The sequence below is a fragment of the Azospirillum mesophilum genome, assembly GCF_053470405.2.
On record NZ_JBPXMQ020000006.1, the window covers coordinates 89,441 to 108,808 of the forward strand.

Annotated in this window: 14 protein-coding genes; 13 read left to right on the forward strand and 1 reads right to left on the reverse strand. The window is 70.4% G+C overall.

Going from position 1 to position 19,368, the window contains the following annotated elements:
• Window positions 1–11: 11 nt before the first annotated feature.
• The gene (locus tag ACSVC7_RS08855; protein ID WP_448206556.1) at window positions 12–1,787 is read left to right on the forward strand and encodes a tetratricopeptide repeat protein; all 1,776 of its coding nucleotides are present in this window, start codon (window positions 12–14) and stop codon (window positions 1,785–1,787) included.
• Here ACSVC7_RS08855 and ACSVC7_RS08860 read toward each other — a convergent pair.
• Entirely contained in the window at window positions 1,765–2,571 is an 807-nt protein-coding gene (locus ACSVC7_RS08860; RefSeq protein ID WP_448206557.1) for a transporter substrate-binding domain-containing protein, read from the reverse strand. The two genes, ACSVC7_RS08855 and ACSVC7_RS08860, sit on opposite strands and share 23 nt — an antisense overlap.
• A gap of 176 nt (window positions 2,572–2,747) precedes the next feature.
• On the opposite strand from ACSVC7_RS08860, the gene ACSVC7_RS08865 reads away from it, so the two are divergent.
• From ACSVC7_RS08865 to ACSVC7_RS08920, 12 genes are all read left to right on the forward strand, one after another.
• Window positions 2,748–4,346, forward strand: a complete 1,599-nt coding sequence (locus ACSVC7_RS08865) for a glycosyltransferase (protein ID WP_448206558.1) — start codon at window positions 2,748–2,750, stop codon at window positions 4,344–4,346.
• Window positions 4,347–4,405: 59 nt separating this feature from the next.
• A complete protein-coding gene (gene pseI / locus ACSVC7_RS08870) occupies window positions 4,406–5,458 on the forward strand; it encodes a pseudaminic acid synthase (RefSeq protein WP_448206559.1) in 1,053 nt (350 codons plus the stop codon).
• Window positions 5,455–6,231, forward strand: a complete 777-nt coding sequence (locus ACSVC7_RS08875; protein WP_448206560.1) for a cytidylyltransferase domain-containing protein — start codon at window positions 5,455–5,457, stop codon at window positions 6,229–6,231. The genes pseI and ACSVC7_RS08875 overlap by 4 nt, the downstream gene beginning before the upstream one ends.
• A 15-nt stretch (window positions 6,232–6,246) precedes the next feature.
• Window positions 6,247–6,480, forward strand: a complete 234-nt coding sequence (locus ACSVC7_RS08880) for an acyl carrier protein (protein ID WP_448206561.1) — start codon at window positions 6,247–6,249, stop codon at window positions 6,478–6,480.
• Window positions 6,481–6,486: 6 nt separating this feature from the next.
• Window positions 6,487–7,347 (forward strand): alpha/beta fold hydrolase, encoded by an 861-nt coding sequence (locus ACSVC7_RS08885; RefSeq protein WP_448206562.1) that lies wholly within the window; start codon window positions 6,487–6,489, stop codon window positions 7,345–7,347.
• Window positions 7,344–7,607, forward strand: a complete 264-nt coding sequence (locus ACSVC7_RS08890; protein ID WP_448206563.1) for a phosphopantetheine-binding protein — start codon at window positions 7,344–7,346, stop codon at window positions 7,605–7,607. The genes ACSVC7_RS08885 and ACSVC7_RS08890 overlap by 4 nt, the downstream gene beginning before the upstream one ends.
• Window positions 7,604–8,833, forward strand: coding sequence for a class I adenylate-forming enzyme family protein (locus ACSVC7_RS08895; protein WP_448206564.1), 1,230 nt, complete (start codon window positions 7,604–7,606; stop codon window positions 8,831–8,833). Before ACSVC7_RS08890 ends, ACSVC7_RS08895 begins: the two co-directional genes overlap by 4 nt.
• The gene (locus tag ACSVC7_RS08900) at window positions 8,830–9,564 is read left to right on the forward strand and encodes an SDR family NAD(P)-dependent oxidoreductase (RefSeq protein WP_448206565.1); all 735 of its coding nucleotides are present in this window, start codon (window positions 8,830–8,832) and stop codon (window positions 9,562–9,564) included. Before ACSVC7_RS08895 ends, ACSVC7_RS08900 begins: the two co-directional genes overlap by 4 nt.
• Before the next feature lie 21 nt (window positions 9,565–9,585).
• Entirely contained in the window at window positions 9,586–10,683 is a 1,098-nt protein-coding gene (locus tag ACSVC7_RS08905; protein ID WP_448206566.1) for a 3-oxoacyl-ACP synthase III family protein, read from the forward strand.
• Window positions 10,684–10,846: 163 nt separating this feature from the next.
• Window positions 10,847–12,718: a flagellin N-terminal helical domain-containing protein gene (locus tag ACSVC7_RS08910; RefSeq protein ID WP_483508195.1), complete on the forward strand. Its 1,872-nt coding sequence runs from the start codon at window positions 10,847–10,849 to the stop codon at window positions 12,716–12,718.
• Between the two features lie 132 nt (window positions 12,719–12,850).
• Window positions 12,851–13,279 carry a flagellar biosynthesis repressor FlbT gene (locus ACSVC7_RS08915; RefSeq protein WP_448205590.1) on the forward strand — a complete coding sequence of 143 codons (429 nt, stop codon included), beginning with the start codon at window positions 12,851–12,853 and terminating at the stop codon, window positions 13,277–13,279.
• Between the two features lie 47 nt (window positions 13,280–13,326).
• Window positions 13,327–19,314: a tetratricopeptide repeat protein gene (locus tag ACSVC7_RS08920; protein ID WP_448205589.1), complete on the forward strand. Its 5,988-nt coding sequence runs from the start codon at window positions 13,327–13,329 to the stop codon at window positions 19,312–19,314.
• Window positions 19,315–19,368 lie beyond the last annotated feature (54 nt).

Genomic DNA, 19,368 nt, shown 5'->3' on the forward strand with positions numbered 1-19,368 from the left:
GGGCCGGCGTCGTGGCGACGCTCGACGAGGCGCTCGCCCTGGCGCTCGACCTCCACACCGCGGGCCGGCTGGAGGAGGCGGAGGAGTTGTACGTCCGCATCCTCGACGCCGTTCCGGAGGAGCCGAACGCTCTCCACCTGCATGGCCTGCTGTGCGCGCAAGGACAACGGCTGGACGAGGCGGTCGCGCTGATCGGGAAGGCCGTGGCGGTGCGGCCCGACGTGGCCGAGTACCGCGCCAACCTCGCCAAGCTTCATCAGGCGCGAGGCGATCTTTCGGCGGCGGCGGACGAATATTGCGCGGCGCTGGCGCTCTGTCCCGATTCGGCGGCGCTGTCCTTTCCGCTCGCCCAGCTCGACCGGCGGTGCGGCCGGAATGAGCGCGCCCTGGCCGCTTATCGCCGCACGCTGGTCATCCAGCCCGACCACGGCGAGGCCACTGCCCAGGTCGGCATCCTGGGGCGCCGGACCGGGCGGGGCGCCCAAGCGGTCGCCGCGCTCCGCCACGCCGTCCGCCTCCGCCCCGACCTTGGGGAGGCGTGGCACCACCTCGGCGTCGCCTTGCAGCAGGCCAAGGATTTGGACGCTCTGGACGCGCTGTGCCGGGCGGCGGGGCTTCTGCCGCAGGACGCCAATGTCCATGTGAACCTCGCCCACGCGCTGTCCGACGCCGGCGGGGAGGACGCGGCGGAAAGGGCCTTGCGGCGCGCGCTGGCGCTCGACCCCGCATCGGCGGAAGCGCTGAGCGGCCTCGCGAAGGGCGCGCGCGGCCGGCGGGAGATCGACACGGCCCTTGCCCTGCACGACCGCGCCCTCCACGCCCGCCCCGAGAGCACCGACGCGCGGTGGAGCCGGTCGCTCACCCGCCTGCTGGCCGGCCGCTTGCCCGAGGGGTGGGAGGATTACGAGGCGCGCTGGAGCGCCCCCGGTTTTCCGACCAAGCCGCGCGGGTTTTCCCAGCCGCTCTGGCAGGGGGAGGACATCGCGGGGCGCACCATCCTGCTGCACGAGGAACAGGGGCGCGGCGACGCCATCCAGTTCGTCCGCTACGCCCCGATGGTGGCCTGCCGGGGCGCCCGCGTGCTGCTGGAGGCCGGCGCGGACCTCGTCCCCCTGCTCCAGTCGCTGCCGGGCGTCGAGCGGGTTTTCGCGCGCGGGGAGGCGCTGCCCGCCTTTGACCTGCACTGCCCGCTGCTGAGCCTGCCGCGCGCCTTCGGCACCACGCTGGACAGCATCCCGGCCGAGGTTCCCTACCTGAGCGTGGAGCCGGAGCGGGCGGCGGCCTGGCGGGAGCGGCTGGCCGGACCGGAATTGAAGATCGGGTTAGTGTGGGCCGGCAACCCGAATTTCGCCGGCGACCGGGAGCGCTCGCCGGGCCTGGAGCCCCTGCTGCCGGTGCTGGAGGTGGCAGGGTGCCGCGTGTTCGGGCTCCAGTTCGGCCCCGGCCGGGACGCGCTGGCCGGGCGGGTCCTGCCGGCGTCCTTCATCGACCTCGGTCAGGACATCGTGGATTTCCGCGACAACGCGGCGGCGATCCTGGCGTTGGACGTGGTGGTCACCTCTTGCACCGTGACCGCGCATCTGGCCGGGGCGCTGGGCGTGCCGGTGTGGGTGCTGCTGTCCTACGTCCCGGACTGGCGCTGGCTGCTCGACCGCGACGACAGCCCCTGGTACCCTACCGCCCGCCTGTTCCGGCAGAAGCACCCCGGCGACTGGGCCGCCGTCGCGCGCGACGTGACGGCGGCCCTGGCGGAGCGGGTGGCGGCTACTTCAGCCAGTGGTCGTTGACCGCCTGAAGCTCCCCGGTCATCTGCGCGCGGCGCAGCCACTGGTCCACGAACTGCTTCAGCGGCATGTCGCGCGGCAGCAGATACGCCTTCTCCGAGAAGTCGAAGGGCTGGTCCGGGTGCACGGCGCACAGCTCCGGGTGCAGTTTCTGCTGGAGCTTCGTCTCCACCGCGTCGGTGATCATCAGGTCCGCCTTGCCCTGGACGATCTGCTCGAAGATCGAGACGTTGTCCGGAAAGACCTCGACGGAGGCGGTGTGGACGTTGGCCTTGGCGAACTTCTCGTTCGTGCCGCCGGGGTTGACGATCAGGCGTACGCCGGGCTTGTCGATGTCGGCGATGGTCTGGAAGCGGTCCTTGTTCTCGCAGCGGGTGATCGGCGTCTTGCCGTCGCGCATGATCGGGTCGGAGAAATAGGCCTTCTTCTGGCGCTCCAGCGTCACGGAGACGCCGCCGACCCCGACATCGTACTTGTCGCCATCAAGGTCGGCCATCAGGGTCGACCAGCTGGTCTTCACGAACTCAACCTTCACGCCCAGCGCCTTGCCGAGCGATTGCGCCAGATCGACGTCGATGCCCTCGAAGGCCTGGGTCGTCGGGTTCAGGTAGGTGAAGGGCTTGTAGTCGCCGGTCATGCCGACGCGCAGCACGCCGGACGCCAGGATCGAGTCGAGCTTCGAGGCCGCCGGCTGCTGCGCGGCGGGCGCGGCCGATTGGGCCATGGCGGCCACCGGCGCGGCGGCGAGGCAAAGCGCCAGGACGATCCGGCGGGTGAAACGGAGCATGGGGAACCCTCCCGATATTTTTCGTTGTCGGACGACGACTTTACCGCCCCGCCGTGGCTAGGAAAGCGATTTCCGGCCCGCCGGGCGGGCGTGTCCGCATTCTCGAATCCTTAACCATGCCGGACCTATCAGGGGTGGAATCGACAGGCAGCACGCGGAAGGCGCGGAGAACAACAATGTCCGGCATCGTCGAGGCACAGACCGCCACCCTTTTGGGCTTCCTGGCCGACCGCCAGTTCAACGCCGACCGGATCAACGCCCTGACGGCCCAGTGCGATGCGCTGCGCCGCGACCTGGACGCCGAAACGCGCCGCGCCATTGCCGAACGGCTGCGCCGGAGCGCCCCGGCCGGCGACACGGTGCTGCTGCACTCGGTCCTGTTCCAGCTGACCGGCGACCTCTACCATTACGAGCGCATCCTGCACTACCTGCTGCTGGGCGGGGAGCGGGTGGGGCCGGAGCTGATGCACTACACCTACTGGTGCATCGCGCGGCAGCTCTTCCTGGGCGCCGCCGCACCGGAAAAGGCGGCCAGCTTCGGCGTCTGCGACCTGTTCCGCTTCTACGAGGAGCTGGTGCGCGCGGTGGCGCGGCGCTGGGGCGTCGTGCCGGCGTGCCACATCCCGCGCGACGGGCCGATCCGCAAGGTGGCGGTCCTGACGAACCAGTTCACCAACGACCAGCACCAGCCGACCCGCGACTGTTTCGACTACGCCAGCCGCCTGCAGGACGACTTCGGGCTCGACGTCGCCATCATCAATTGCAACACCATGCCCCTGCGGGTGGAAAACCTGTTCATCCCGCCCATGTCCGCCGAGATGGTCGAGTCCTACGAAGGCGTGCTGGCCCTGCGCATGTTCGGGCGGCAGGTCAAGGTGGCGTCCTTCACCGACCGGGCCTTCTCGCGGGACAAGCTGTCCGCCATCGTCGAGGCCATCGACGGCTATGACCCGGACCTGCTGGTGTGCTTCGGCGGCGCCAACGTCGTGGGCGACCTGTACGCCGACACCGACGCGCGGCCCGTGGTGTGCCTGCCGACCACCTCCGGCATGACCATCTCGCTCGCCCACCTCGTGCTCGGCTACGAGGAGGGCAACCACACCGACCATATGCCGGCGCTTTACCGGGAACCCTTTGCGCGGCGCTTCCGGCCCTTCACGCTGGGCTTCTCCCCGCCGCCGACGGCGGGCGACGCGGGCGACTTCGGGCTGGGCGACGCGCCCTTCGTCTTCGCGGTGGTCGGCACCCGCCTCGACCTGGAGGTGACGGCGGAGTTCCTGGATCTGGCCGACCGGATCCTGGACCACTGCCCCGGTGCCGTCATCGCCTTCGCCGGCGCGGCGGAGCAGCTTCCGCAACGCCTTGCCGCCACGCGCAACGCCACGCGCATGCGCAGCCTCGGCCATCTGACGGACATCCGCGCCTTTTACCGGCGCAGCCACGCCTACCTCAACCCGTCCCGCCAGGGCGGCGGGGGCAGCGCCGCCTACGCCATCGCGGAAGGGCTGCCCGTGGTGACGCTGGCCTGGGGCGACGTGGCGAGCGTCGCGGGGGCGGGCATCCCGGTGCCGGACAACGCCGCCTTCGTGGAGCGCGCCGCCGCCCTGTTCGCCGATCCCGAGACGCGCGCCCGCCAGTCCGAGCTGTCGCGCATCCGGTTCGAGACGGTCGGCGACCGCCACCGCTGCACCGCCCGCCTGCTGGCCTATGGCGAGGAGGCCCGCGACCTGCTGCGCCCTCTGCATGCACACGAAACCGAACCCGCACAAAATTAATACCTGTTAACCCAAGCCGTGGCAAAGTGGCCGCAACCACCAGTCCGAGAACCCGCCCCGTGCCGCGCGACGTCGTCATCGGGGGCCGCCCCATCGGCCCCAGCCACCCGCCCTATCTGATCGCCGAGTTGTCGGGCAACCACAACGGCGACCTCGGCCGCGCGCTCGCGCTGGTCGACGCCGCGAAGGCGGCGGGCGCCGACGCGGTGAAGCTTCAGACCTACACCGCCGACACCATCACCATCGACCACGACGGCCCCGGCTTCCGGCTGGAGGGCGGGCTATGGCAGGGGCGCACGCTGCACGACCTCTACCGCGAGGCGCACACCCCCTGGGAATGGCACGAGCCCCTGTTCGCCCACGCCCGCGCCATCGGCCTGACCATCTTCAGCTCCCCCTTCGACGAAACGGCGGTGGAGGTGCTGGAGCGGCTGGACGCGCCGGCCTTCAAGATCGCCTCCTTCGAGCTGAACGACCTGCCGCTGATCCGCCGCGCCGCCCGGTCGGGCAGGCCGCTGATCATGTCCACCGGCCTCGCCACGCTGGGCGAGGTGGGGGAAGCGGTGGAGGCGGCGGGCAACGTTCCGCTGGTCCTGCTGCACTGCGTCAGCGGCTATCCCACCCCGCCGGAAGACTGCAACCTGCGCACCATCCCCCATCTGGCGGAGGCGTTCGGGGCTGGCGTGGGCCTGTCCGACCACACCCATGGCGTCGCCGTGCCCGTGGCGGCGGCGGCGCTGGGGGCGGTGGTGATCGAAAAGCATTTCACCCTGTCCCGGTCCGAGGGCGGGGTGGACAGCGCCTTCTCCCTGGAGCCCGCCGAGTTCAAGGCGATGGCCGAGTCCGTCCGCACCGCCTGGGCGGCGCTGGGCCGCGTCCATTACGGCGTGGAGCCGAGCGAGGCGGGTGGGCGCGACTACCGCCGGTCGCTCTACGTCGTGGCCGACGTGCCGGCGGGGGCGCCGCTGACCCCGGCCAACGTCCGCTCCATCCGTCCCGGCTTCGGCATGGAGCCGAAGCATCTTCCCGCCGTCCTCGGCCGCCGGACCGCCCGCGCGCTGTCGCGCGGCGAGCCGCTGCGCTGGGACATGCTGCTGCCGGAGGGCTCATGACCCCTGGAACGAAGACTTCTGGAACGAAGACTGCCAAGCCCCGCGTCGTCTGCATCTCGCAGGCGCGCATGACCTCGACCCGCCTGCCCGGCAAGGTGCTGATGGAGGCGGCGGGCAAGCCGCTGCTGGCGCACCATCTGGGCCGGCTGTCCCGCTGCCGCCGTCTCGACGGGCTGGTGCTGGCGACCACCGTGAACGCCACCGACGATCCGGTGGCGGAGCTTGCCGCCGTCCTCGGCGTGCCGGTCTTCCGGGGCAGCGAGCATGACGTGCTGTCGCGCTTCGCCGGGGCCGCTGCGATGGCGGACGCCGACGTGGTCGTCCGCGTCACGGCCGACTGCCCGCTGATCGACCCGGAGCTGGTGGACCGCGTTGTCGCGGCCTTCCTGGACGCCGACCCGCCGGTCGATTACCTGCACCTCGACGTGACGCGCTTCCCGCGCGGGCTGGACGCGGAGGCTTTCTCCCGCGCCGCGCTCGACGAGGCCGCCGCCAACGCGACCGACCCGGCCGAGCGGGAGCACGTCACCGCCCATCTCTACCGCCGCCCGGAGCGTTTCCGCCTCGGCCATCCCGTCCAGCCGGACGGCGAGCCGGTCGAGCAGCGCTGGTGCGTGGACGAGCCGAGCGACCTCGCCCTCGTCCGGCGCCTGCTGGAAGCGCTTCTTCCCGAACAGCCCGACTTCGGCTGGCAGGATTGTTGCAATCTCCTGCGTCAGCATCCCGATTGGGCCGACATCAACCGCAGCGTGCGTCAGAACACGCTTCACTGACACGGAGTTATTTCCATGGACCGCAAGGACTTTCTGCTCGCCCTCGACGAGATGCTGGAACTGGACGCCGGCACCCTGACCGGGGCGGAGGCGCTGGACTCCCTCGACAACTGGGATTCGCTGGCCGTCATCAGCTTCATCGCGCTGGTGGACGAGAAGCTGGGCCTCGTCGTCGCGGGCGAAAAGCTGGCCAAGGCGAAGACTGTGAACGACCTGCTGGAACTGGCCGGCGTTGCCGTCGAAGCCTGATCTCCCGTGCCCCAGATCAATCCGACCGACAGCAATTCGCTTGGACCCGTCGGCCGTCTCCGCCGCGCGCGGGCCGACATCGAAGGCGGCCCCGCCGCCTACCTGTCGCTCGGGCACGGTGGCGTTCCGGCCTTGCTGCTGCACGGCTTCGCCGGGGATTCGCTGACCTGGCAATACACGCTCTCGCCGATCGGCGCCCGGCGCCGGGTGCTGGCGGTCGACCTGCCGGGGCATGGCGGCTCGACTCTCGACGTCGGGGACGGGCGGGTCGGCGGCTTCGCGCCATGGCTGGTGCGGCTGCTGAACGCGTTGGAAATCCCGCGCGTTCATGCGGTTGGCCACTCCATGGGCGGCTTCGTCGCGCTGGAACTGGCGCGCCACGCCCCGGAGCGGGTGGCGAGCCTGTCACTGATCGCCGGTGCCGGGATCGGCCCCGATTTCGACCTGGGTTTCCTGCGGCGCGTCACCACCCTGGGATCGGTGGCGGAGGGAGAAGCCTGCGCCGCCCACCTGTTCGCCCAGCCCTCGCCGCTGGCGGAACGCATCGGCGAGGATTTGCACGCCCAGGCCGCCGATCCGGCCCGGCGCGCGGCGCTGGATCGGATCATCGCGGGCTCCTTCGCCGACGCGGCGGAGCGCTGGCGGCCCGTAGACTGGACGGCCTTCGCCATGCCCATCCAACTGCTGTGGGGGCGCGACGACCGCGTCATCCCGCCGCCGTCCCGCGACCAGCTGCCGCCCTCCGCCCCGTTTCATGTCTTCGACAAGGCAGGGCACTTGCCGCATATTGAGGCTGCGACCCCCGTCACGACCCTCCTGCGCGATTTCCTCTCCCGCTGCGATTCTCCCAACGCCCATTGCCAATGACCGACTCCATGCTTGCCCTGATCGCCGAAGAGCTTGCCCGCATCGCCTCCGACAAGGGGGAGAGCTTGCCGGTCATCGGGCCGGACACGCGCTTTCTCGGCGGCGACCTGCCGATCGACTCCCTGGACCTCGCCACGCTGCTTGTGGTGCTGGAGCAGCGCACAGGGCAGGACCCCTTCCGCGCCGGTTTCATCCAGTTCACGACGGTGGGCGAACTCGCCGCGCTCTACCGCTCCGACACGCCCGTCGGCGCGGCATGACGGCCGCCCCGCCGCCCTGGATTATACCCAGCTTCCGTCTGATCGAAGGCGGCGCCTCCCTCTCCTGGATCGACATCGCCGCACGCGCCGCCGGGCTTGAGGCGGAGTTTCGCCGGACCGCCGGTCGCGCGACGGTGGCGGGCAATCGCGTGTCCACGGTCGTGGCCGCCCTGGTGGCCGCCGAGCGGGCCGGCGTCGAACTGTTCCTGACACGCTTTCCCGGCCCCGTCGGTGAATGCGCCGTCGCTGAAGACGCAACGCCGGCCTCGCCCGGCTTTGCGGTGCTGCTGGAGACCTCCGGCACGACTGGGACGCCGAAGCGCGCGCGGCACGACTTCCAAAAGCTGTGCGGCCGGCTGCGCGGCACCGGCGATCCGGGTGCGCGCTGGTTGCTGACCTACGAGCCGGCGGCCTTCGCCGGCCTTCAGGTCATCCTGACCGCGCTGGCCTCCGGAGCGACCCTCGTCACCGTGCCCGGTGCTGGAGCGGCCGACCTCGCCCTTGCGGCACTGGAGCACGGCGTTACCCACGTCAGCGGAACGCCCAGCTTCTGGCGCGCTTTTCTCCTGACCCTCGGCGGGGAGCAGCCTCCGCTGGCCTCCATCACGCTGGGCGGGGAGGCGGCGGATCAGCCCTTGCTCGACCGGCTGGCGGAGCGGTTTCCCCCGGCGAAGATCCGGCACATCTACGCCTCGACCGAGGCGGGGGCGCTGTTCGCCGTCACCGACGGGCGCGCCGGCTTCCCGGCGGCGTGGCTGGAGACGGCGGTGGACGGCGTGCGGCTGCGCGTCCGCGACGGCGTTCTGGAGGTCGCCAGCCCCCGCGCCATGCTCGGCTACGACGGCGCGGAGGCTCCGGCCGGACCGTGGCTGTCCACCGGCGACGTGGTGGAGGTCCGGGGAGACCGCGTGCTGTTCGCCGGGCGCCTGGACGGCCGGGTGAACGTCGGCGGCGTGAAGGTCTCGCCCGAGGCGGTGGAGCAGGCGCTGCTGGCCGTGCCCGGCGTGCAGGACGCGCTGGTGCAGGCGGTGGCCAACCCGATCACCGGCCACATCCTGACCGCCTCCATCGTCGCGCAGCCCGGCGCGGAAGAGCCCGCGTTGCGCGCCGCCATCCGCGAAGCGATGGGCGCCCTCCCGGCGGCCGCGCGGCCCCGGATTCTCACCTTGGTGGAGCGCATCCCGCTGGGTTCGGCGGGCAAGAAGAAGCGGGAAGGGACCGCATGACCGACACCAAGCGTCACGTCATCGTCACCGGCGGCAGCCGGGGGCTCGGCCTCGGGCTGGTGGAAGCGCTGCTGGCCGACGGCTACCGCGTGTCCACCTGCAGCCGCTCCGGCAGCGAGGCGCTGGAGCGGCTGGCCGGCCCAGACCTGTTCTGGCAGCCCTGCCGCGTCGGCGACGGGGCGGAGGTGCGCGCCTTCATCGACGCGGCGGTCGAGTGGGGCGGGGCGTCGCCGCTGTGGGGGGTGGTCAACAACGCCGGCATCGCCCGGGAAGGGGTGCTCGCCACCTTCCCGGAGATCGATGTGGAGGAGGTCATCCAGACCAACCTCACCGGCGCAATCCAGGTTGCCCGTGCCTTCCTGCGCGCCAAGCTGCTGAAGCGGGGGCCGGGGCGGATCGTCAACATCTCCTCCATCATCGGGCAGCGCGGCTACACCGGCCTTGCGGCCTATTCGGCGTCCAAGGCCGGGCTGGACGGGCTGACCCGCGCGCTGGCGCGCGAGGTCGGGCGGCTTCAGGTGACGGTCAATTCGGTGGCGCCGGGCTATCTGACCACGGAGATGTCCGGCACCCTGGCGGAGGGGCAGCGGGACCAGATCGTGCGCCGCACGCCGCTCGGCCGGCTGGGCGAGGTGGCCGACGTGGTGCCCGTGGTCCGTTTCCTGCTGGGCGACGGTGCCGCCTTCATCACCGGCCAGACCATCGTGGTGGATGGCGGCATCACCGGCTGACGCCGAGAGAAGGAGCACCCCATGGTCGCCAGCGTGATCGAGGGCGTCGGGCTGAAGGGGGTCGTCGCCTGCGTGCCGGACCGGCGCGAGACCGTGGAGGATCTGGCCGCCCGCTTCGGCGAGGATGCCGCCCGCAAGATCGCCAAGGCGACGGGGATCGAGGCCCGGCACCTCGTGCCCCCGCACCAATGCACCTCCGACCTCGCGGAGGCCGCGGCGCGGCGCCTGCTCGACGGGATAGGGTGGGACCCGGCTTCCGTCGACCTGCTGGTCATGGTCACCCAGACCCACGACCGCATCATGCCGGGAACGGGCCTTCTGCTGCACCAACGGCTGGGGCTGGGCAAGGGGGCGGCCGTCCTGGACCTGACGCTCGGCTGTTCGGGCTACGTCTACGGCCTGTGGACGGCCGCGGCGATGCTCAAGGCGGCCGGTGGGCGTCGGGCGCTGTTGATCGCGGGCGACACCACCTCGCGCGTGCTCGACCCCGACGACCGCGCGGTGGCGCCCCTGTTCGGCGACGCCGCCGCGGCCACGGCGCTGGAAGCCGACGACGGTGCTGCGCCCATGGCTTTCGCGCTCGGCAGCGACGGCGCCGGTGCGCCCTACCTGACCGTGGCCGGCGGGGGGATGCGCGAGCCCGAGGCGCCGGCACACCTGTTCATGGACGGCACGCAGGTCTTCGCCTTCACGCTCCGGGAGGTGCCGGGCAACGTCCGAGCGGCGCTGGACCTCGCGGGCTGGGGGATGGAGGCGGTGGACCACCTCGTCCTGCATCAGGCCAACGCGCAGATGATCCGCCATCTGGCGCAGAAGCTCGGCGCCACGCCCGCCCAGACGGTTCTGGGGCTGGCCGGCTACGGCAACACCAGTTCCGCCTCCATCCCGCTGGCGCTCGCGTCGGAACTCGGCGGAGCGTTGCGGGCCGGCCCGTCCCGGCTGCTGCTGTCGGGCTTCGGCGTCGGCTGGTCCTGGGGAAGTGCGGCGGTGGCGACCGGCCCGCTTGCCGTGTGCGAAGCCATGCGGCTGGGCACCGGCGGGGACCCGGCAGATTCTGCCGATCGCACCCGGCGGGAGGCAAAGGGTGCCGGGGACCCGGCAACTTCTGCCGGCCTCTAGGCAAAATTTGCCGGCCTTATTCTGCCGGGAGGAAGGAATTACCACGGGCGGGCGGCAATTTTGAACTGGCCCGCTTTTTGCCTAGCGTAGTCCCAAGGGAATTAGTCCCTCTCCGCCCGAAAACGTCGGGCCGGACCGAAATCCTCCAAAAGGAGTGACTACCATGGCTGTTGGCGACATCTCCCTCTCTGCGTCGATGCGCACGAACCTGCTGCAGCTGCAGGGCGTCCAGGAAAAGATCGCGTCGAAGCAGAACGTCCTCGCGACCGGTAACAAGATCAACACCGCCCTCGACGGCCCGACCGCCTTCTTCGCGGCGAAGGGCCTGAACCAGCGCGCCGGCGACCTGACCGCGCTGAAGGACACGATGGGCCAGGCGATCAGCACCATCAAGGCGGCTGACAAGGGCCTCAGCTCCATCGACAACATGATCGAACAGGCCCGCGGTCTGACGACCGCCGCGTATGCGGCGCTCGGCACCGACGCCGGTTCGGTGGCCACCCGCAAGACGCTGGCCTCGCAGTTCAACTCGCTGAAGGACCAGATCGACAAGCTGGCCGGTGACAGCGCCTACGGTGGCAAGAACCTGCTGGCCGGCAACGGCCTGCGCATGGATTCGACCAGCTCCTCGCGCCAGGCGGTGAACACCATCCAGGGCATCGAGAACGCCCGCGTGACCAACGTGGTGGCGGCCGATACCTACACGGTCCGCGTCAAGGGCGACGGCTCCATCGAGGGTGCGGCCGGCGACATCAACAGCGCCGAAATGGACCACGGCCTGGTCGGCCTGAAGCTGTCCGGCACGATGGCGACCACCCAGGGCAGCTTCTCCGACGTGCAGATCGAGGTGCGCGGCGCGGCTGGCCGTGAGCGCTCGTTCATCGTGACCGACGGCAACGAATCGCGCACGATCAAGTACTTCGACAACAGCCAGACCATCGCCGCCAACACCACCCGGGCGGCCACCAGCGGCACCGCCCAGGTCACCAACGTGCAGATCGGCGGCACGATCGAGGCGGGCGACAGCTTCACCATCACGGTCGAAGACCAGACCTTCACCTACACCACGACCGCCGGCGACGTCGCCACCGGCCAGACGGCCCGGATCAACATCGCCAACCAGCTGAAGGCCTCGATCAACAACGCGCTGACCACCTCCGGCGGCCGCCTGAGCGGCAAGGACGTGGCCTCGGTGACGGTCAACTCGACCGGCGGCACGATCACCCTGTCGGGCGCCACCGCGTCCAACTCCGCCCGTGAGATGACGGTCAAGGCGACCCAGGAAAACGCCCTGACCAAGCGCATCTCCGAGAGCTTCGCCTCGGGCACGATCGTCTCCTTCACGGTCGACCGCAAGCTGCTGGAGCAGGCCGCCAACGGCGGCAACGGCATCTCGACCATCGAGAAGAAGGTCGACATCCAGATCAGCGTGACCAACCTCAGCGGCGCCACCCAGACCCGCGACGGCATGGCCAACCGCGGCGAGGGCAAGCTGTCGCAGGGCGAGAACGCCTTCGCGTTCGACACCGGCACGGTGCGCTTCAACGTCGACCAGAAGACCATCAAGCAGGCCGCCTCGGCCAACTCGGCGGCGAACCTGGTGACGGTGCAGGTGACCGACGCCAACACGTCGAACGACCTGAGCGTCCAGCTGAACGAGCGCAACACCAACGCGATCACGGTGAAGGCGCAGAACCTGACGACCAGCGGCCAGGGCCTGCGCATTGACTACGCGCAGAACGACTGGACCGACCGCTCGGACATCGACAAGGCGGTCTCCGGCATCGACTATGCGAAGCAGAACCTGCGTTCGGCCTCGCAGACGCTGTCGACCAACCTGAACGTCATCACGACCCGCGAGAACTTCACCAAGGAGTTCAGCGACGTGCTGCAGGAAGGTGCCAGCAAGCTGACGCTGGCCGACCAGAACGAGGAAGGCGCCAACCTGCTGATGCTGCAGACCCGTCAGCAGCTCGGCACCATCGCTCTCTCGCTGGCCAACCAGTCGCAGCAGTCCATCCTGCGCCTGTTCTAAGCCAGGGACTTCGGGTAGGATCACGCCCGGCGGGCGGCGGCGCAAGCCGCCGCCCGTTCCATTTGGCGCTCGGCGCGCCGGGGCTCGGCCCCCGGTGCCATGCGCCGCACAGCAAAGACCGGGTCCGTTTCCATGCCTCTGAAGTTCGTCCTCCGTCCCAACGAAAAAGTCATCATCAACGGTGCCGTCATCGGCGCCGGCGATCGCCCGGGCTCGTTCTTCCTCTACAACACCGCCAACTTCCTGCGCGGTCGCGAGGTGCTGAAGGAAGAGCAGATCGACTGCATCGAGAAGAAGCTCTACTTCGTCATCCAGCTCGTCTACATCTTCCCGGAAGACGCGGTGCTGAACCTGCAGCGCTTCGCCTCGATCCTGGCCGAAACGCGCGAGGCACGCCCCGACTGCCGCAAGGATCTCGACGAGATCGAGCAATTGGTGGAGGCCCGGAACTACTACCGCGCCCTGAAACTGTGCCGGAAGATGTTCAAGGGCGGGCTCGATGCCTCCGACGACGGGGCGCGCGGCGTGGGGGGCGATTCCTCCAACGATCCGGCACCGTAACGGATGCCGAGACCGGACGTCCTGCCGGATCGACGGATTTGACGCCCATGACCGAGTGCTTGGACGATGCGCTGAATCTGGCCATCGCGCACCATCGGATGGGCCGGCTTGACGAGGCGGAACGACTCTACGCCGAAATTCTCGGCGTGGAGCGCGAACACGTCGACGCCCTGCATCTGTCGGGTATCCTGCGGCATCAGGCGGGCCAGCCGGCCATGGCCCTGGGGCGTGTCCGGTGCGCGCTCGCCGCCCGTCCGGACTTCGCCGGGGCCTACAACAGCCTGGGCAACATTCTGGCCGATGCCGGGCAGTTCGAGGGGGCCATCGAGGCTTATCGCCGAGCCACCCGCTTGCAGGACGGCTACGCCGACGCGCTGGTGAATCTCGGAACCGTTTTCGAGGCTCAAGACCGCTTCGCGGATGCCCTGGCGGTCTACGACGAGGCGCACAGGCTCGATCCCGGCAGCATCGGTGCCCGTTACAACCTTGGCCGCATGCACGAGCGCATGGGGCGATTGGAGCAGGCGGCGGCCTGTTTCTATGCGGTCGTCACGGCGTCCCCGGATCATGCCGGGGCATGGCGAGCCCTGGCGTTGTCGATGCGGTCGCTGGATCATCCCGATGCGGAGCTTTGCCTTCGGCGCGCCCTGTCCGACACCCCCGGCGACGCCCAACTCGCGTTGGAGTTGGGCACGCTCCTGAACGAGCAGCACCGTTACGACGAGGCGGCGGCCGTGCTTCGGCCCTCCATTGCCGCCAACCCTGCGCATTCGCGCCTTCATTTCGCGCTTGGCAGCGCGTGGCAGGGCCTGCGCCGCTTCGAGCCTGCCGCGGCCTGCTACCGGCGTACCCTGGCGGGGGAGCCGCACCTCAGCGGCCCATGGAACAACCTTGGGATGGTGCTTGCGGAACTCGACCGCAACGACGAGGCCGTGGTGGCCCTGCGCGTCTGTCTGGCGCTGAGCCCAAGCCACGCGGTGGCGCTCAACAACCTCGGCACCAGCCTTGAAAGCCTGGCGCGCCCGGACGAGGCGATGCGGGTGTATCGCCGCTCCCTTCTCATCCGGCCGGAATACGAGAAAGCGCTGAACAATCTCGGCAATGTCTGCAAGAACTGCCGGCGGCATGATGAGGCGCTTCGGCTGCACCGCATGGCCATTGCGTCGTCACCGGACTTCTCCGACGCGTACACCAGCCTTGGCGTGGCGGTGCAGGATCTGGACCGGTGGGCGGAGGCGGAGCGCCTGCATCGGCGCGCGATCCAACTGGCGCCGTCCCACACGGGTGCGCTGACCGGACTGGGGCTGGCGCTCCATATGCTCGGCCAGATAGCGGAGGCCGAGGCTGCCCATCTTGCGGCCTTGGCGATTGATGACCGGCATGCGGAAGCCTACGCCAACCTTGGCATGCTTCAGTGGCAGAGCAACCGCGTCGAGGAAGCGGAAGTCTCCCTGCGGCGCGCGATCGAGGCCGACCCGTCGCTGGGCGCGGCGCATCTCAACTTCGCCCTCGTCACTCTGGCCAAGGGCAAGCTTGGCATTGGTTGGGACGACTACGCCTGGCGTTTCCGCGCCAAGGGGTATCAGGACCGGGCCATCGACGCTCCCGTCTGGCAGGGGGAGCCCATGCCCGGCAAACGCCTGCTGGTCTGGCGGGAGCAGGGCGTGGGCGACGAGATTCTGTTCGCCTCCTGCTTCCCGGCGCTGGCCGGCCACACCGACCATCTGATGGGCGGCCATCTGATGGGCGGCCATCTGAAGGGCGGCCATCTGGTGATCGGCCATCTGGTGATCGAGTGTGATCGCCGCCTCGTCAGCCTGTTCGCCCGGTCGTTCCCCGACGCCACCGTGCGTCCGGAATCGCTCGACGCCGAGGGGCGGGAGACCATCGTCCCCTTGGACTGCGACGCCCACATCGCGGCTGGTGCCTTGCCGCGCCTACTGCGCCCGACGATCACCGCCTTTCCCCATGACCGTCCATGGCTCGTTCCCGATCCGCAGCGCGTGGAGCAGTGGCGGGAGCGGGTGGAGGCCCTGGGGCCGGGGCTGAAGGTCGGCATCGCGTGGCGCAGCCAGATGATGACGACCGACCGCAAGGCCGCCTACGTCACCCTGGACGCCTTTGCGCCCCTGTTCGCCGTGCCGGGGCTGGTCTTCGTGAACCTGCAATACGGCGATTGCGCGGCGGAGATCGCGGCGGCGGAGGCGCGCTTCGGCCCGCGCATCCATTGCTGGGACGATTTGAACCTGAAGGATGACTTCGAGGGGGCGGCGGCCCTGACGGTGAACCTGGATTTGGTCATCACCCCGGCGATGTCGGCGGGCGAACTGGCCGGGGCGCTGGGCGTGCCGGTGTGGCGCTTCGGCTTCGTCGACTGGACACAGCTCGGCACCGCCGTCCGTCCCTGGTTTCCGACGCAACGCCTGTTCCAACCATGCGAGGGGGAAGCGCTCGCCGACAGCCTCCACCGAATGGCGCGGGCGTTGGAGCGGCTCCGACCACACGATGCACCCGCCGCATCGGAACCAGCGAACGCGGAGCCTGCAAACGTGGAGCCGGCGGACGCGGAGTCGCTTGTCACGGACGCTGTCGCCCGTTACCGGGCCGGCGAGGCGGACGAGGTGGAGCGGCTGTGCCGCGCGGCTCTCGACGCTGCGCCGGGGCATGGCGTGGCGCTGCATCTGCTGGGCGTTCTGTTGCTGCGCCGGGGGGAAGCGACGGAAGCGACCGAGACGCTTGTGCGGGCGACGGCCAGCGATCCAGGCAACGCCGCCGCCCACGCGGCCTTGTCCGACGCGCTGCAGGCGCTGGGCCGGTTCGACGCCGCGGAGGCCGCGCAACGCCACGCCATCGCGGCGCGGCCCGACGCGGCGGAGCATTGGGTGAACCGCACCGCACTGCTGCGCCGTCTGGGGAGCGCCCCGGATGCGGAGCGGAGCATCCGCCGTGCCCTGCGGCTCCGTCCCACCGTGGCGCTGGCGCACACGCATCTCGGGCTTCTGCGCGGCGGGCTCGGCGATGCGGAGGGGGCTGTGCGCAGCCATCGCCGGGCGCTCGCCCTGTCGCCGGCGGGCGCCGACGCGCTGGTCAATCTCGGCTCCATCCTTCAAGAGGGCGAGCGCCTGCCGGATGCCGAGCGCCTGCTGCGGCGCGCGACCGTCGTCGCCCCGGAGCAGGCCGCGGCCTGGAGCCATCTCGGCAGCGTCCTGGACCGCCTCGGCCGTGTGGAGGAGGCGCTGCACTGTCACCGGCGGGCGCTGGACCGCGCGCCCGCCATGGCCGAAGCCCTCGCCAACCTGGGCATGCATCATGCCCGCCAGTTGCGTTTGGACGAGGCCAGGGAGGCCTATCTCCAGGCCGTTCAGGCCGATCCGAACCTGCCGACCGCCCACTACAACCTGGCGCTTTTGCTTTTGGAAGGCGGCGTGTTGCGCCAGGGCTGGGCGGAGCATGAATGGCGCTTTGACACCCCGCAGTTCCGCGGCCATGCCCGGCGCTTCGCGGCGCGGACGTGGCGTGGCGAGAACGTCGCGTCCGCACGCCTCCTCGTCTGGCGCGAGCAGGGGGTGGGCGACGAGATTTTCCTCGCGTCCTGCTACCCTGACCTGATGAACCGCGCGGGGCATCTGGTCATCGAGTGCGACCGGCGCCTTGTCACCCTGTTCGCGCGGTCGTTCCCCGGCGCCACGGTCCGCGCGCCGACGGTCGATCCCCGCGACGTGGACGTCCAGATTGCCGCCGGCAGCCTGCCGCGCCTTTTGCGGCCCGACCTGAAACGCTTTCCCGCGCGGCCGTGGCTGGTTCCCGACCCGGTGCGGGTGGCGCTGTGGCGCAAGCGGCTGGACGCCCTGGGGCCGGGGCTGAAGGTCGGCATCGCGTGGCGCAGTCAGCTCATGACCGGCGAACGCAGGGCGCTCTACACCGCCCTGGACCAATGGGGACCCGTCTTTGCGTTGCCCGGCATCACCTTCGTCACCGTGCAGTATGGCGATTGCGCGGCGGATATTGCGGCTGCGGAAGCGCGCTTCGGCGTGCGCATCCACCGCTGGGACGACCTGAACCTGAAGGATGATTTCGAAGGCGTCGCGGCCTTGATGGCCAATCTCGACCTCGTGATCTCGCCGGCGATGTCGGCGGGGGAACTGGCCGGGGCGTTGGGCGTGCCGGCTTGGCGCTTTGGGGTCCAGGATTGGACGCAGCTCGGCACCGGCGTGCGCCCCTGGTTTCCGACCATGCGGCTGTTCCAGCCCCGGGCCGGCATGTCCATGGGCGACGTGCTTCCCCAGATCGCGGAGCAGCTTCGCCGTTGCGTGTCCGCTTCCGCCCCGACTCCCGCGCCGGAGGTCGATCGGCTGCTGGAGCAGGCGGCGGATCACCATCGCGCCGGCCGCCTTGCCGAGGCTGCCCCGCTGTATGAGCGGGTGCTCCAGGCGCAGCCGAACCATCCCGTGGCGCTCCACCTATCCGGGCTGCTCGCCCACCAGACCGGCGATTCCGAAATGGGGGCGGAGCGGATCGGCCAAGCCATCGCGCGGATGCCGGACTACGCCGCCGCGCAGGCCAGCCTCGGCACCGTCCTTTTGGCGCTGGGGCGGGCCAGTGCCGCGGCCGGGCGATTCCGGCGGGCGCTCGCGCTGCAACCGTCCTCGGCCGCAGCCCTGACCAATCTTGGGAACGCTCTGGAGGCCGGGCATGACCTTGCCGGCGCGGCGACGGCCCACGGCCGCGCCGCGGCGGTCGACCCGGCCCTGGCGGAGGCCCACGACAATTGGGGCGCCGTGTTGACCCGACTCGGCCGCCTGGACGAGGGGGAGGCCCGCCACCGCCGCGCCGTGGCGCTCGCGCCGACGCGGGGCACCGGCTGGCTCAACCTCGGCGTGGTCTTGCGCCGGGCCGGGCGGCTGAACGGCGCGTGCCATGCGCTGCACCGGGCGCTCGCCCTGGAGCCGGACGCTGCGGACGGACTTGCCAACCTGGGCCGGCTGCTGCGGAGCATGGACCAGATGGCCGAGGCCGAGCGGTGGAGCGACCGCGCCCTCGCGCTGGAGCCCGGCCACCCCGCCGCCGCCTTCAACAAAGGGCTGCTCGCTCTGGCCCGTGGCGATCTGGAGGAGGGGTGGAGGAACTGCGACGGCCGCTTCCGCGCGCGGGAGCTTGCCGGGGCGGCGCGCGTTCTTCCCGTTCCCGAATGGCGGGGGGAGGATCTTTCAAGCCGCAGGCTGCTGGTGTGGCGGGAGCAGGGGGTCGGCGACGAGATCCTGTTCGCCGGCTGCCTGCCCGAGGTGATCGCGCGGGCGGGCTCGGTGATCGTGGAATGCGACCGGCGGCTGGTTCCCTTGTTCGCCCGGTCTTTCCCTACGGCCGAGGTCCGGCCATCGCCCGCCGATCCGGAGGCGCCCTGCGCCGGCATCGACCGTCACGCCGGCATGGGCTCCCTCCCCCGATGGACCCGGTCCCGGCTGGCCGATTTCCCGGCGCGGCGGTCCTATCTCGTCGCCGATCCGGAGCGCGTGAGTCATTGGAAGGAACGGCTCGCCGCGCTCGGGACGGGGCTGAGGGTGGGGATCGCGTGGCGCAGCGGGCTGATGACGGCGGAGCGCCTCGGTGCCTACACCACGCTGGACGACTGGGGGCCAGTCTTCGCCATCCCCGGCGTGACCTTCGTCAACCTGCAATACGGCGATTGCGTCCAGGAACTTCAGGACGCGGAGCGGCGCTTCGGGGTCGCGCTCCACCGCTGGCCGGACATCGACCTCAAGGACGATCTTGACGAGGTGGCGGCCCTGATGTCCGGGCTCGACCTCGTCATCGCGCCGTCCAGTTCGGTGGGGGAGATGGCCGGCGCGCTCGGCGTTCCGGTCTGGCGGTTCGGGCATGCGGGCGATTGGACCGCCCTCGGCACCTGCGTGCGCCCCTGGTTTCCCAGCATGGACCTTATCGTCCCGCCGCGCGGCAGTTCCCTATCCAGTGCGTTGGAGGCGATCGCCCGCCGCCTGCGGACTCTTTCGAATTCCGACAAGAAGGCAGGATTTTAAAATAAAAAAAGCCAAGGACGGCCGCGAAAACCGCCCCTGGCTTCTCGTCGGTGG